At 69.7% G+C, this 14,127-nt stretch carries 14 protein-coding genes; 12 read left to right on the top strand and 2 right to left on the bottom strand.

Translation table 11 applies throughout. The features are described from left to right. Positions 1-4 precede the first annotated feature (4 nt). Positions 5-700, bottom strand: a complete 696-nt coding sequence (locus tag G6N26_RS07745) for a B-4DMT family transporter (protein ID WP_179960302.1) — start codon at positions 698-700, stop codon at positions 5-7. A gap of 33 nt (positions 701-733) precedes the next feature. Here G6N26_RS07745 and G6N26_RS07740 point away from each other — a divergent pair, with 33 nt between their 5' ends. The 12 genes from G6N26_RS07740 to G6N26_RS07685 all read left to right on the top strand — a co-directional run bounded on the left by G6N26_RS07740 (position 734) and on the right by G6N26_RS07685 (position 13,583). After that, positions 734-1,852 (top strand): M24 family metallopeptidase, encoded by a 1,119-nt coding sequence (locus tag G6N26_RS07740; protein ID WP_083019517.1) that lies wholly within the window; start codon positions 734-736, stop codon positions 1,850-1,852. Positions 1,853-1,917: 65 nt separating this feature from the next. Then, positions 1,918-2,142, top strand: a complete 225-nt coding sequence (locus G6N26_RS07735) for a hypothetical protein (RefSeq protein WP_067168298.1) — start codon at positions 1,918-1,920, stop codon at positions 2,140-2,142. Positions 2,143-2,268: 126 nt separating this feature from the next. Next, positions 2,269-2,832 carry an elongation factor P gene (gene efp / locus G6N26_RS07730; RefSeq protein ID WP_067168271.1) on the top strand — a complete coding sequence of 188 codons (564 nt, stop codon included), beginning with the start codon at positions 2,269-2,271 and terminating at the stop codon, positions 2,830-2,832. Then, positions 2,829-3,338, top strand: coding sequence for a transcription antitermination factor NusB (nusB, locus tag G6N26_RS07725; RefSeq protein WP_083019518.1), 510 nt, complete (start codon positions 2,829-2,831; stop codon positions 3,336-3,338). Before efp ends, nusB begins: the two co-directional genes overlap by 4 nt. Then, on the top strand, positions 3,335-3,721 hold the full coding sequence (locus G6N26_RS07720; RefSeq protein ID WP_083019519.1) for an antitermination protein NusB: 387 nt from the start codon (positions 3,335-3,337) through the stop codon (positions 3,719-3,721). Before nusB ends, G6N26_RS07720 begins: the two co-directional genes overlap by 4 nt. A 95-nt stretch (positions 3,722-3,816) precedes the next feature. Continuing rightward, the gene (locus G6N26_RS07715; protein WP_083019520.1) at positions 3,817-6,678 is read left to right on the top strand and encodes an aminotransferase class I/II-fold pyridoxal phosphate-dependent enzyme; all 2,862 of its coding nucleotides are present in this window, start codon (positions 3,817-3,819) and stop codon (positions 6,676-6,678) included. A 185-nt stretch (positions 6,679-6,863) separates the two neighbouring features. Further along, on the top strand, positions 6,864-7,622 hold the full coding sequence (locus tag G6N26_RS07710; protein ID WP_083019521.1) for a GntR family transcriptional regulator: 759 nt from the start codon (positions 6,864-6,866) through the stop codon (positions 7,620-7,622). After that, positions 7,619-7,849: a 4Fe-4S dicluster domain-containing protein gene (locus G6N26_RS07705; protein ID WP_008258228.1), complete on the top strand. Its 231-nt coding sequence runs from the start codon at positions 7,619-7,621 to the stop codon at positions 7,847-7,849. Before G6N26_RS07710 ends, G6N26_RS07705 begins: the two co-directional genes overlap by 4 nt. A 25-nt stretch (positions 7,850-7,874) precedes the next feature. Then, complete coding sequence (locus G6N26_RS07700; RefSeq protein WP_083019522.1) at positions 7,875-9,272, top strand: ABC transporter substrate-binding protein; 1,398 nt, start codon at positions 7,875-7,877, stop codon at positions 9,270-9,272. Next, positions 9,269-10,126 carry an ABC transporter permease gene (locus G6N26_RS07695; RefSeq protein ID WP_083019523.1) on the top strand — a complete coding sequence of 286 codons (858 nt, stop codon included), beginning with the start codon at positions 9,269-9,271 and terminating at the stop codon, positions 10,124-10,126. Before G6N26_RS07700 ends, G6N26_RS07695 begins: the two co-directional genes overlap by 4 nt. Then, complete coding sequence (locus tag G6N26_RS07690) at positions 10,123-10,872, top strand: ABC transporter ATP-binding protein (RefSeq protein WP_083019526.1); 750 nt, start codon at positions 10,123-10,125, stop codon at positions 10,870-10,872. The genes G6N26_RS07695 and G6N26_RS07690 overlap by 4 nt, the downstream gene beginning before the upstream one ends. Beyond that, positions 10,869-13,583: a fumarate reductase/succinate dehydrogenase flavoprotein subunit gene (locus G6N26_RS07685; protein ID WP_083019527.1), complete on the top strand. Its 2,715-nt coding sequence runs from the start codon at positions 10,869-10,871 to the stop codon at positions 13,581-13,583. Before G6N26_RS07690 ends, G6N26_RS07685 begins: the two co-directional genes overlap by 4 nt. Here the strand turns inward: G6N26_RS07685 and G6N26_RS07680 are convergent, their stop codons facing one another. After that, positions 13,584-14,123, bottom strand: a complete 540-nt coding sequence (locus G6N26_RS07680; protein ID WP_067169348.1) for a GNAT family N-acetyltransferase — start codon at positions 14,121-14,123, stop codon at positions 13,584-13,586. Positions 14,124-14,127 lie beyond the last annotated feature (4 nt).

Below are 14,127 nucleotides of genomic sequence, written 5' to 3'. Positions count from 1 at the left end.
CCGGCTAGTTCTTTTTCGGCTCCGCGCCCGGCTCGCCGGCGGTCGGGATGACCTCGGTCTTGGGGTCGTCCTCGGTCTTGGCGATCGTCTCGGTGGGGGATTCCTCGGTGGGCATCGCTTCCGTGGGCCCCTCGCGCTCGGCCGTAGCGACCGCGGAGGTCCGCTCCTCGGCCTGCGCGCCGCCCGCGGGAATCTCACCGGTGGGCGCGTCGTCGGCGCGCACCGCCGAGAACACGTCGGTGTCGGCGCGTTCCTCGTCCGTGCCGGGCCGGCGCGGCGGGGGATTGCGGTCCACCCGCCAGCGGCCGATGGTCACGCCGATAATGCCGGGCAGGAAGACGCACAGCGCGGTGAAGGCCGCGAACGTCGTCAGCTCGTTGAGCAGGCCCCCGGTGTACAGGCCGGTGTACACCAGCGCGATCAGCCAGGAGACGGCGCCGCTGACCAGGCCCGCGACCAGGCCGGCCAGCAGCCAGGTCATCGCCAGATCGCCGCGGCGATCCGGATCGGGGTTGGCGATGGCGTCGGCCCGGCCGTCCAGAACGCCCCACACCGCCACCCCGATGATGAACAGCAGCAGCAGCACCACGCTGAACAAACCAGCCTGGGTCTGCCACGCGTTGATCAGCGCACCTTGGAACAATCGAACGACGACCATCGCCGCGGCGTACACCAATCCGCGCAGCATCCAGTTACTCATGGCCCAAAAGCGTAGCGAGTACCGTCAAGACCCGTGACACATTCACAGCGTCGAGACAGGCTCAGAGCGCGGCTGCAGACCAATGGATTGGATGCGCTGCTGGTCACGGACCTGGTCAACGTCCGTTATCTCTCCGGATTCACCGGGTCGAACGGCGCGTTGCTGGTGTTCGCCGACGACTTCAACGACCGAGGCCCCGTGCTGGCGACCGACGGCCGCTACCGCACCCAGGCCGCCGAGCAGGCGCCGGATGTGGACGTCGCCATCGAACGCGCGCTGGGGCGCTATCTCGTCGGCCAGGCGGCCGACGCGGGCGCGCGCACGCTGGGTTTCGAAAGCAACGTGGTGACCGTCGACGGATTCGACGCCCTGACCGGCGAGCTGAACGACCGGAAGGCGTGCACCGAGCTGGTGAAGGCCGCTGGAACCGTCGAGGCGTTGCGCGAGGTCAAGGACGCCGGTGAGGTCGCCCTGCTGCGCCTGGCCTGCGAGGCGGCCGACGCCGCGCTCACCGACCTGGTGGCGCGGGGCGGGCTGCGGCCCGGCCGCACCGAGCGCGAGGTCAGCCGGGAGCTGGAGGCCCTGATGCTCGACCACGGGGCCGACGCGATCTCGTTCGAGACGATCGTGGCCGCGGGGCCGAACTCGGCGATCCCGCACCATCGCCCCACCGACGCGGCGCTGGCGGCCGGCGATTTCGTCAAGATCGACTTCGGCGCGCTGGTCGGCGGCTACCACTCCGACATGACGCGCACGTTCGTGCTCGGCAAGGCGGCCGACTGGCAGCTGGAGATCTACCAATTGGTTGCCGACTCGCAGCGGGCCGGCCGCGAGGCGCTGTGCGCCGGCGCCGACCTGCGCGGGGTGGACGCCGCGGCCCGCCAGGTGATCGCCGACGCCGGCTACGGCGAGCAGTTCAGCCACAGCCTGGGCCACGGCGTGGGCCTGGAGATCCACGAGGCGCCCGGCATCGGAGCGACCTCCACCGGCACGTTGCTGGGCGAATCCGTGGTGACCGTGGAGCCCGGCGTCTACCTGCCCGGCCGCGGCGGTGTCCGCATCGAGGACACCCTGGTGGTGCCCGAGCAGGGCCGCGCGCAGGCCCCGGAACTGCTCACCAAATTCCCCAAAGAGCTCGCCGTTTTGTCCTAGCCCGGGCGGTGGCGGTCGCGCGCGAGCCGGGTCGGGGGGTTGCGCCCGCGAGTAAGGTCGGGGACGTGAACGGGGTGGCACGGGGGTTGGCGCGCCTGCGGGATTTCCGGTGGGACGTGTACGCCCAGCCCCTACGGGAGACACGGCTGGAAATGCACATCGTCTACTTCGCCGTGCACGTGCCGTTCGCCAGCGGCGTCACGCTGCGCGTCCCGCTGCTGACGATGATCAAGCCGCTGCCGTCACCCGAGGAGCCATCCCGGGTCGACGCCCAACGGGCCCACCGCTGACGCGTTCCGCCCGTCACCGCCCCCGACCCCGGGCCGCGGGCCTTGGCCGGCGAGCACTCTAAACTGGCCGACAAGTCACAGACAGTCCCGTAGCGACTGTCCATTCCCGAGGAGACGTACCGAACCGTGGCAAGCACTGCCGATTTCAAGAATGGACTGGTGCTGGTGATCGACGGCCAGCTGTGGCAGATCGTCGAGTTCCAGCACGTCAAACCCGGCAAGGGCCCGGCGTTCGTGCGCACCAAGCTGAAGAACGTCCTCTCCGGCAAGGTCGTCGACAAGACGTACAACGCCGGGGTGAAGGTGGAAACCGCGACCGTGGACCGGCGCGATTCCACGTACCTGTACCGCGACGGCTCGGACTTCGTGTTCATGGACAGCCAGGACTACGAGCAGCACCCGCTGCCGGAGTCGCTGGTCGGCGACGCCGCCCGGTTCCTACTCGAGGGCCTGCCGGTGCAGGTGGCCTTCCACGACGGGGCGCCGCTGTACCTCGAGCTGCCGGTGTCGGTCGAGATGGAGGTCACCCACACCGAGCCCGGCCTGCAGGGCGACCGCTCCAGCGCGGGCACCAAACCCGCCACCGTGGAAACCGGGGCGGAGATTCAGGTGCCGCTGTTCATCAACACCGGGGACAAGCTGAAGGTGGACACCCGCGACGGCAGCTACCTGGGACGTGTCAACGCGTGAGCCGGCCCGTTAAAGGGCGACATCAGGCTCGCAAGCGCGCCGTCGACCTGTTGTTCGAAGCCGAGGCGCGCGGGCTGAGCCCCGCTGAGGTGGTCGACGTGCGCACCGGGCTGGCCGAGGCGAACCCCGAAATCGCGCCCCTGCAGCCGTATACGGTCGCGGCGGCGCGGGGCGTGGGCGAACACGCCGCACACATCGACGACCTCATCAGCTCGCACCTGCAGGGCTGGACGCTGGACCGGCTGCCCGCCGTGGACCGCGCCATCCTGCGGGTCGCGGTGTGGGAGCTGCTGTACGCCGACGACGTGCCGGAGCCGGTCGCCGTCGACGAGGCGGTCCAGCTGGCCAAGGAGCTGTCCACCGACGACTCGCCGGGCTTCGTCAACGGGGTGCTCGGCCACGTCATGCTGGTGACCCCGCAGATCAGGGCGGCCGCCCAGGCCGTCCGGGGCGCGGTGGGTTCCGACGCCGCCGGCACACCGGAGGAGCGCGGACCGCAGCCATGAGCCGGTTGGAGCTGCGCCTGGTCGTTGCGGCCGTGCTGGCTGCGACGGTGGTGGTGGGTGCGGTGGTGTGCGCCGCCTACGGGTGGACCATCGTCGCCTCGGTGCTCTCGATCTTCGCGCTGGGGGTGGGCGCCTGGCTCTATCACTGCGTCGAACGGGTGGCAGTCGCCCGCCGCATCAGCACGGTGCGCTCGGCCGCCCGGCCGCTGCAGCCGCTGCTGCCGGTGATGGCCGCGATCATGGGCCTGACGCAGGGCGTGGTGCGAGCGCTCAGCGACGTCACCGACCTGCCGGCCCGCCGCCGGGAGTTGCCCGTGCTGCGGTGGGCGGACGCCCGCGCCAACCGGCGGATGATCGAAGGTGACGGCGAGCCGGATCGCTGATCAAGCTGAGGTGAAACGACCACGGGCGGGGCGCGGCGGGTTGACAATACGAGCTGGACTGCAGCGGCGGCGATCCGAGAAGAACAGGTGAGGTCATGATTCGATACAGCACCCAGCCGCGACGACTGAGAGTCTCCGCGCTGGCGGCCGTGGCCAACCCGTCGTACGCCCGTGTCGACACCTGGAACCTGCTCGACGACGCCTGCCGTCACCTCGCCGAGGTGGATCTCGCCGGGCTCGACAAAACCCACGACGTGGCCCGGGTGAAGCGGCTGATGGATCGCATCGCCGCCTACGAGCGCTATTGGCTGTACCCGGGTGCGGGAAACCTGGCGGTCTTCCGCGCGCACCTGGAGAGCCTGTCCACGGTGCGGCTCACCGAAGAGGTCTCCCTGGCCGTGCGGCTGCTGAGCGAATATGGCGACCGCGCAGGCCTTTTCGACACCTCGGCGCCGCTGGATGACCAGGAGCTGGTGGCCCAGGCCAAACAGCAGCATTTCTACACCGTGTTGCTCGCCGACGACGCCCCGAGCACGGCGCCCGACAGCCTGGCCGAATGCCTGCGGGCGCTGCGGTGTCCGTCCGACGACGTGCAGTTCGAGATCCTGGTGGTCCCCAGCGTCGAGGACGCCATCACCGCGGTCGCCCTCAACGGGGAGATCCAGGCCGCGATCATCCGCGACGACCTGCCGCTGCGCTCCCGCGACCGCCTGCCGCTGATGAACACGCTGCTCGGGCCCAACGAGGACGCGGACGGGGTCATTCCCGATCGCGCCAACGACTGGGTGGAGTGCGGCGAGTGGATCCGGGAGTTGCGGCCCCACATCGACCTGTACCTGCTCACCGACGAGTCGATCGCGGCGGGCGACGACACCGAACCCGACGTCTACGACCGGACGTTCTACCGGCTCAACGACGTCACCGATCTGCACAGCACGGTGCTCGCCGGTCTGCGCAACCGCTATGCCACACCCTTTTTCGACGCGCTGCGGGCGTACGCGGCGGCGCCGGTCGGTCAGTTCCACGCGCTGCCCGTCGCGCGCGGGGCCAGCATCTTCAACTCCAGGTCGCTGCAGGACATGGGGGAGTTCTACGGCCGCAACATCTTCATGGCCGAAACCTCCACCACCTCCGGCGGTCTGGACTCGCTGCTCGACCCGCACGGCAACATCAAAAAGGCGATGGACAAGGCCGCGCGCACCTGGAACGCCGATCACACCTACTTCGTCACCAACGGGACGTCGACCGCCAACAAGATCGTCGTGCAGTCGCTGACCCGGCCCGGTGACATCGTGCTGATCGACCGCAACTGCCACAAATCGCACCACTACGGGCTGGTGCTGGCCGGCGCCTACCCGTTGTACCTGGACGCCTATCCGCTGCCGCAGTTCGCGATCTACGGGGCGGTGTCGCTGCGCACCATCAAGCAGACGCTGCTGGATCTGGAGGCGGCCGGCCAGCTGCATCGCGTGCGGATGCTGCTGCTGACCAACTGCACCTTCGACGGCGTCGTCTACAACCCGCTGCAGGTCATGCAGGAGGTGCTGGCGATCAAGCCGGACATCTGCTTTTTGTGGGACGAGGCGTGGTACGCCTTCGCCACGGCGGTGCCGTGGGCGCGGCAGCGGACCGCGATGGTGGCCGCCGAACGCCTCGAGCACATGCTGGTGTCGCCGGAATACGTTGAGGAATACCGGAAATGGGCCGCGTCGATGGAAGGCGTCGACCGCTCGGAGTGGATCGAGCGCGAGCTGATGCCCGACCCGACCACCGCCCGGGTCCGCGTCTACGCGACGCACTCCACGCACAAGTCGCTGTCGGCGCTGCGGCAGGCGTCGATGATCCACGTCCGTGACCAGGATTTCAACGCGCTGACCCGCGACGCGTTCGGGGAGGCGTTCTTGACCCACACGTCGACCTCACCGAACCAGCAGCTCCTCGCGTCGCTGGACCTGGCGCGCCGCCAGGTCGACATCGAGGGCTTCCAGCTGGTCCGGCAGGTCTACGACATGGCGCTGGTCTTCCGGCACCGGGTGCGCAAGGACCGGCTGATCAGCAAGTGGTTCCGCATCCTCGACGAATCCGACCTGGTGCCAGAGGAATTCCGGGAGTCGTCGGTCAGTTCGTACCGCGAGGTCAGGCAGGGTGCGCTGGCCGAATGGAACGAGGCGTGGCGCTCCGATCAGTTTGTGCTGGACGCGACCCGGGTGACCTTGTTCGTGGGCGCGACCGGGATGAACGGCTACGACTTCCGCGAGAAGATCCTGATGGAGCGATTCGGCATCCAGATCAACAAGACGTCGATCAACAGCGTGCTGCTGATCTTCACGATCGGCGTCACCTGGTCCAGCGTGCATTACCTGCTCGACGTGTTACGAAGGGTGGCAATCGATTTCGACCGCATCGAGAAGGCGGCCAGCGTCGCCGACCGGGCGCTGCAGGAGCGTCATGTCGAGGAGATCACCGAGGATCTGCCGCATCTGCCCGACTTCAGCGAATTCGACGTCGCGTTCCGGCCCGTAGACGAATGCAACTTCGGCGACATGCGATCGGCGTTCTACGCCGGCTACGAGGAGACCGACCGCGAACACGTGCTGATCGGCATGGCCGGGCGACGCCTGGCCGAGGGCAAGACGCTGGTGTCGACCACCTTCGTGGTGCCCTACCCGCCGGGCTTCCCGGTGCTCGTGCCCGGCCAGGTGGTCTCCAAGGAGATCGTCTACTTCCTCGCGCAGCTCGACGTCAAGGAAATCCACGGGTACAACCCGGATTTGGGGCTGTCGGTCTTCACCGAGACCGCGCTCGCGCGCATGGAAGCCCAACGCAACGCCGCGCAGGCCGCGGTCGGCTCGGTGACCGCGGCGTTCGAACTGCCCGCCGACGCCTCCGGCATGAACGGGGCGCGCAACGGTGCCAGCGGCGCCCAAACCGTGCCGTCGGTCGCCGACAACACCTGAGAGCGTCGGGTTCTGCTCACCCAGATCACAAGGCCGGCGGCTCTCCGCAGGTGGCGCAATGGCGCGTCGGCCCGAGATTTTCGCTGGTCGGGTCCGAACCCGGCCCGGCGCAATGCGCCCGGCCGCCGTCACATGCCCTCGTCGGCGGCCCGGAAAGGGTCCCTGAGCTGCGTTAGCGTGGCGGCGTGGCGCAACCAGTACCCGTCGGGGATGTTCAGGGCTCGCGGGCCAGCCGCGCCCGCCGGGTCGCCGATGTGTTGCGCCAGCAGATCCACGCCGACGCCTACCCGGACGGCCTGCCGGCCGAACTGGATCTGGCCACCGAATTCTCGGTCTCGCGCAACACCGTTCGCGAGGCGCTGACCGTCCTCAAGCACGAGGGGCTGATCGACCGCGGGCCCAGGGTCGGCACCCATGTCGCGCAGCGCAAGTACGCCCACGGGCTTGACGCGCTGATGGGCCTGAAGGAGACGTTCACGGATCTCGGTGAGGTGCGCAACGAGGTGCGGGCGGCCATGCCGGTCACCGCGCCGCCCTCGGTGGCCCGCCGGTTGCGCCTGAAGCCGGGTGAGCAGGCGGTGTTCGTCGAGCGGCTGCGCTACCTCGGTGACCTGCCGCTCAGCCTGGACCTCACCTATCTCGCCCCGGACATCGGCGGGCAGGTGTTGAGCCATCCGCTGGAGACGGACGACCTGTTCGCGCTCATCGAGGAGGTCAGCGGGCAGCGGCTGGGCTCGGCGGCGCTGGCGCTCGAGGCCATCCCCGCTGATGCGCATTCGGCGGCCACGCTGCAGGTGCCCGACGGTGCGGCGGTGCTGATGCTGGAGCGCCTCACCAGCCTCGCCGACGGCACCCCCGTCGACCTCGAGTACATCCGGATGCGCGGCGACCGAATCACCATGCGCGGCAATCTTGTCAGAGCCGAAACGAGGAGCAACCCATGACGCTGATCAACAACACACGCGCGGACGTGCCGGTGACGATCGACGAGTCGCTGTGCATCGACGGCTGCACGCTGTGCGTGGAGGTCTGCCCGCTCGACGCGCTGGCCATCAACCCCGACACCGGCAAGGCCTTCATGCATGTCGACGAATGCTGGTACTGCGGCCCCTGCGCGGCCCGCTGTCCGACCGGCGCCGTCACCGTCAACATGCCCTATCTCCTTCGCTGAAAAGCGGTTATCCCCAGGATCTTTGATGAAACGACACGCCGCCCGGCCGGCGTCGGTGCTGATCGCGATCGCCGCGTTCACCTCCGGGTGCTCGCTGGAATCCCTGTCGCAGTCGTCGGGTGTGGTCAACGTGGTGGTGGGATACCAGTCCAAGACCATCAACACCGTCACCGCCGGCACGCTGCTGCGCGCGCAGGGCTACCTCGAACGCCGCCTGGCCGACATCACCACCCGCACCGGCACCAAATACGCGGTGCGGTGGCAGGATTACGACACCGGCGCCCCGATCACCGCGCAGATGCTCGCCGAGAAGATCGACATCGGCTCGATGGGCGACTATCCGATGCTGATCAACGGTTCCAAGACGCAGGCCAACCCGCTGGCCCGCACCGAGATCGTCTCCGTCACCGGCTACAACCCCAAGGGCGCGCTCAACATGGTGGTGGTGACCCCGGATTCGGGAGCCAAGGGCTTGGCCGACCTCGCGGGTGCCAAGGTGTCCGCCAGCGTCGGGTCGGCCGGCCACGGCACCCTGGTGCGCGCGCTGCGCCGGGCCTGTGGCGGCGGTGCCTGCGGCGTCGAGGTGCTCAACCAGCAACCACAGGTCGGCGCGTCGGCGCTGGAATCCGGGCAGGTGCAAGCGCTTTCGCAGTTCGTCGCCTGGCCGGGGCTGCTGGTGTACCAGGGCAAGGCCAAACTGCTCTACGACGGGGCCGAGCTGAACCTGCCCACCCTGCACGGTGTGGTGGTGCGCCGCTCCTACGCGTCGGCGCACCCGGAGGTGTTGGGCGCCTTCCTGCAGGCGCAACTGGACGCCACCGATTTCCTGAACGACAAGCCGCTTGCGGCCGCCCGCATCGTGGCCAAGGAAAGCGGACTGCCCCAGGAGGTGGTGTACCTCTACAACGGTCCCGGCGGCACATCGTTCGACACCACGCTGAAGCCGTCACTGGTCGAGGCGCTGAAAAGCGATGTGCCGTACCTGAAGTCGATCGGCGACTTCGCCGACCTCGATGTGGCGAAGTTCGTCGTGGACGAACCGCTGCGCGCGGTGTTCACCGCCCGCGGGCTCGACTATGCGGCGTCGCGGGCGCGCACCGCCAACCCGTCGGCGCTGCGCGGCGACCCCGCGCTGGCCAGCGAGCTGTGGCTGGACGGGACCGACGCCACGCAGACGACCGCCACCCCGACCGACCTGCTGCAGGCCGTGCGGGACGCGGTCGGCCACGGCGCCAAGATCCGCGCGGCCTACGTTCCCGACGCCGAACTCGGCACTCGCTGGTTCGCCGACAAGGCGTTCTGGGTCAAAGACGGGCGGAACTATCTGCCGTTCGGCACCGCCGCCGGGGCGAACCGGTATCTCGCCGGCCACCCGGGTGGTGTCGCCATGGATTACCAAGAGGCACTGGGAGGTTCGGTATGACTGCCCACGCGGTGACCGATCAAGTCCTTGGCGTCGTCTCGACGCCCGCGGTGGCGCGGCCGCGGCGGATCACGGCGCAGTGGCAGTCTCGGCTGCTGCGACTGGCGTCGGTGGCCGCCGCGATCGGATTGTGGCAGTTGCTCACCGCGGACAAGGTGCGGTTGTTGCTGCGGTTCGACACGCTGCCCACCGTCACCGAGATCGTCAACGCGCTGCACCGCAGGCTCGGCACCGGCGAGTACTGGCTCGACCTGGCGCAGTCGCTGATCCGCATCCTGACCGGCTTCGGGCTGGCCGCGCTGATCGGCGTCGCGACCGGTGTGCTGCTGGGCCGGTCGCGGTTGTTCGCCGACGTGCTCGGGCCGCTGGCCGAGCTGGCCCGGCCCATCCCGGCGATCGCGATGGTGCCGGTGGCGATCCTGCTGTTCCCGACCGACGAGGCCGGCATCGTGTTCATCACGTTCCTGGCGGCCTATTTCCCGATCATGGTCTCCACCCGGCACGCGGTGCGCGCGTTGCCCACACTGTGGGAGGACTCGGTGCGCACGCTGGGCGGCGGCCGCTGGCAGGTGCTCACCCAGGTGGTGCTGCCCGGCATCCTGCCGGGCGTCTTCGGCGGATTGTCCGTCGGCATGGGCGTGGCCTGGATCTGTGTGATCTCCGCCGAGATGATCTCCGGGCGCCTCGGCGTCGGCTACCGCACCTGGCAGGACTACACCGTGCTGGCCTACCCGCAGGTGTTCGTCGGCATCATCACCATCGGCGTGCTGGGGTTCGTGACGTCGGCGGCCGTGGAATTGATGGGCCGTCGCGTGACCCGCTGGCTGCCCCGCGCACGGGAGGGAGCGCGATGACCGCGACGAAGACCGGGATGAGTCTCGAGCTGGACCGGGTTCGGTTGTCCTACAACGGTCCCGCGGTGATCGACGAGCTGAGCCTGGTGGTGCGGCCGGGGGAGATCCTGGTGTTGACCGGGCCGTCGGGCTGCGGCAAGTCGACGGTGCTGCGCGCCCTGGCGGGCCTGCTCTCACCCGACGGCGGCCGCGTGCTGGCCGACGGCGGCGCGGTCCGGACCACCTCGGGCGACCGGGGAATGGTGTTCCAGGACAACGCCTTGTTGCCCTGGCGCACCGTGCGCTCCAACATCGAACTGGCGCTGCGCCTGCGCGGCGCGCCCCGGGCCGGCAGGCGCGCCGCCGCCGAACGCTGGATCGACGAGCTCGGACTGACCGGATTCGGCAACTACCTGCCCAAGAGCCTGTCCGGCGGGATGCGCCAGCGCGTGCAGCTCGCGCGCGGCCTGGCCGGGGCGCCCCGCGCGGTGATGATGGACGAGCCGTTCGGCGCGCTGGACACCCAGACCCGCGCCGCCATGCAGCGGCTGCTGATCGATACCTGGCGCACCCACCCGACCACGATCGTGTTCGTCACCCACGACGTCGACGAGGCCCTGGCGCTCGGGGACCGCATCGTGGTGCTGGGGCGCGCCGGCGAGCCGCTGCGTGCCTCGATCGAGGTGCCGGATCCGCGCGGCGACCGGCCTCAGGAGGAATTGCGCGCGCAGATCATCGGCGCGCTGAACCACGCGGAGGTCCCATGATGCACATTCCCGACCCGGCGGCCCCGGTCCGGTTCGACTGTGACGTCCTGGTCATCGGTGGTGGCACCGCCGGCACCATGGCGGCGCTGTCCGCCGCCGAGAACGGCGCGCAGGTGCTGTTGCTGGAGAAGGCCCACGTGCGGCACTCCGGCGCCCTGGCGATGGGCATGGACGGGGTCAACAACGCGGTGATCCCCGGCAAGGCCGAGCCCGAGGACTACGTCGCCGAGATCACCCGCGCCAACGACGGAATCGTCAACCAGCGCACCATCTATCAGACCGCCACCCGCGGGTTCGCGATGGTGCAGCGGTTGGAGCGCTACGGGGTGAAGTTCGAGAAGAACTCCCACGGTGAATACGCCGTGCGCCGGGTGCACCGTTCGGGCTCGTACGTGCTGCCGATGCCCGAGGGCAAGGACGTGAAAAAGGCGCTGTACCGGGTGCTGCGGCAGCGGTCGATGCGCGAGAAGATCCGGATCGAGAACCGACTGATGCCGGTGCGGGTGCTCACCCACGAGGGCCGCGCGGTCGGCGCGGCGGCGCTGAACACGCGCACCGGGGAGTTCGTCACCGTCGGCGCGAAGGCGGTCATCCTGGCGACCGGGGCGTGCGGCCGGCTCGGGCTGCCCGCCTCGGGCTACCTGTACGGCACCTACGAGAACCCGACCAACGCCGGCGATGGCTACTCGATGGCCTACCACGCCGGCGCGGAGCTGTCTGGGATCGAATGCTTTCAGGTCAACCCGTTGATCAAGGACTACAACGGCCCGGCGTGCGCGTACGTGGCCAATCCCTTTGGCGGGTACCAGGTCAACGCGCACGGCGAGCGGTTCGTGGACTCCGACTACTGGTCGGGGCAGATGATGGCCGAAGTCAAAAGCGAGATCGACTCCGCGCGCGGGCCCATCTATCTCAAGGTGACGCACCTCGCCGACGAAACGCTGAGCGCGCTGGAAAACATCCTGCACACCACCGAACGGCCCACCCGGGGCACGTTCCACGCCAATCGCGGCCACGACTACCGCACCCACGACATCGAGATGCACATCTCCGAGATCGGTTTGTGCAGTGGGCATTCCGCCTCCGGCGTGTGGGTGGACGAGCAGGCCCGCACCACGGTGCCCGGCCTGTACGCCGCGGGGGACATGGCCTGCGTCCCGCACAACTACATGATCGGGGCGTTCGTGTTCGGCGACCTGGCCGGCACGCACGCCGCGTCCACCATGGCCGATGTCGCCGCGCCGCAACGGCTTCCGGAGGACCAGGTGCGCGAGGCCCACGAGCTGATCTTCCGGCCGCTGCGCCATCCGGACGGGCCGCCGCAGCCGCAGGTCGAATACAAGCTGCGCCGCTTCGTCAACGACTATGTCGCCCCGCCCAAGACGGCGGCCAAACTGTCGCTCGCGATCCGCACCTTCGAGCGGATGAGCACCGAGATCGCCGAGATGGGCGCCCGCAACCCGCACGAGCTGATGCGTGCGGTGGAGGTTTCGTTCATCCGGGACTGCGCCGAGATGGCCGCGCGATCCTCGCACACCCGCACCGAATCGCGGTGGGGCCTCTACCACGACCGCGCCGATCTGCCCGGCCGCGACGACGCTCAGTGGGGCTACCACCTCAACCTGCGCAAGGACGCAAAAGGGCAGATGGTGTTCCTCAAGCGGCCGGTGGCACCGTATTTCGTGCCGGTCCCCGAGTTGGACGGCCTGCCGCCCACCGACCAGAGCGTGTACCCGGTAGAGGAGCCGCCGCTGATGGGCGGCCAGGCCCCGGCCACGGCGGTGTCCCGAATCGCCGCGGCCACAACGGCGTTCGAGCCACCCTCACCCCGCATCGCCGAGGTCCTGGCGCTCGAGGAGCCGACGGTCGCCGAGCTGGCGCACTACCTCGGTGACGCCGATCCCGGCGTGCGCCGCACCGCGGTGGCCACGCTGACCGAGCACATCCCCGACGGGTACGCGCCCGCCCTGCTGGCCGCGCTGGGCGACGACGACGGCGCCGTGCGCCGCACGGGCGCCGACGGGATCCGTGAGCTGGTCGAGGTGCTGCCCGAACCCGAAAAGGCCCGGGAGTACCTGGATTCGGGCGACCGCATGGTGCGGGCGGCGGCGCTGTACGTGCTGGCGGCACGCCGCGCCGGGGACGGCGCCCACTACCGTCGCGCCCTCGCCGATGCCGATCACCGGGTGCGCATCGAGGCGGTGCGCGCGCTGGTGTCGGTCGACGACGTGCCGGGCGTCGTCGAGGCCGCGGGCGACGAGAACCGGGAGGTCCGGATCGCCGCCGCCGCCGGGTTGGCGACGTTAGCGGCGGTGGCAGCCCCAGCTAGCCGGGCGGTGCGCGGGCTGGTCGCCGACACCGATCCGTTGGTCCGCGCCGCCGGCCTCGGCGCCTTGGGTGAATTGGGTTGCGGCCACGACGATTACACGGCGGTCAAACAGGCGCTACGAGCCTCGGCGTGGCAGGTACGCGAGGGGGCGGCCCGCGCGCTGGCCGGTGCGGCCGCGGACTTCGCGGTTCCTCGGCTGTCCGAGGCGCTCAGCGACGCGCACCTGGACGTGCGCAAGGCGGCGGTGCTCAGCCTGACCCGCTGGGCCGCCGAACCCGACGCCCGCGACGCGCTCGGGATCGCGCTCAAGGACAGCGATGCCGACGTGCGCGCCTACGCCCGCCGGGCCCTGGAGCATGACGACGTGACGGCGAAAGGCTAGTCAGCGCAGGATCTTGGCGTAGAGCAGACTGTCCTGCGGTTCGGGCCCCATGGTGGGGTAGACGGCGTGCCGCGCCAGCCGGCCTTCCAGGAAGAAGCCGGCGTGCTCGAGCAGGCGCGCCGAGCGTTCGTTGTCGACGCTGCAGGTGGCCCAGACCCGGTACACGTCGCGATCGGCGTCGAGCGCGGTGAGCAGCATGCCGAGCACCTCGGACATCAGGCCCTTGCCCCACCACCGTCGGCCCAGGCAGTAGCCGATCTCGACCGAGTGCGGCGCCGTGCGCCGGCAGCTGGCCAGCCCGACGACCTCGCCGCGGTGCCGTAGCTCGATCACCCAGGTCTTCTCGTCGGCGCCGGTGTTGAGCTTTTCGGTGATCACCCGCCGCGTCGCCGCGACGTCGGGGTGCGGCGCCCACAGCAGGTACTTCGTGACCTGCGGATCACGGGCGACCCGCTGGTAGAGGGGCCCGGCGTCGTCGAGCGTGGGCAGCCGCAGGGTCAGCCGCGGCCCGTTGATGCGGTCGGGTGGGTAGTCGGGCATTCCG

The sequence above is a fragment of the Mycobacterium marseillense genome, assembly GCF_010731675.1.
GTDB classification, from domain to species: domain Bacteria; phylum Actinomycetota; class Actinomycetes; order Mycobacteriales; family Mycobacteriaceae; genus Mycobacterium; species Mycobacterium marseillense.
Note: the sequence above shows the minus strand (reverse complement) of the source record. Positions and strands in the feature narration are given on the sequence as shown.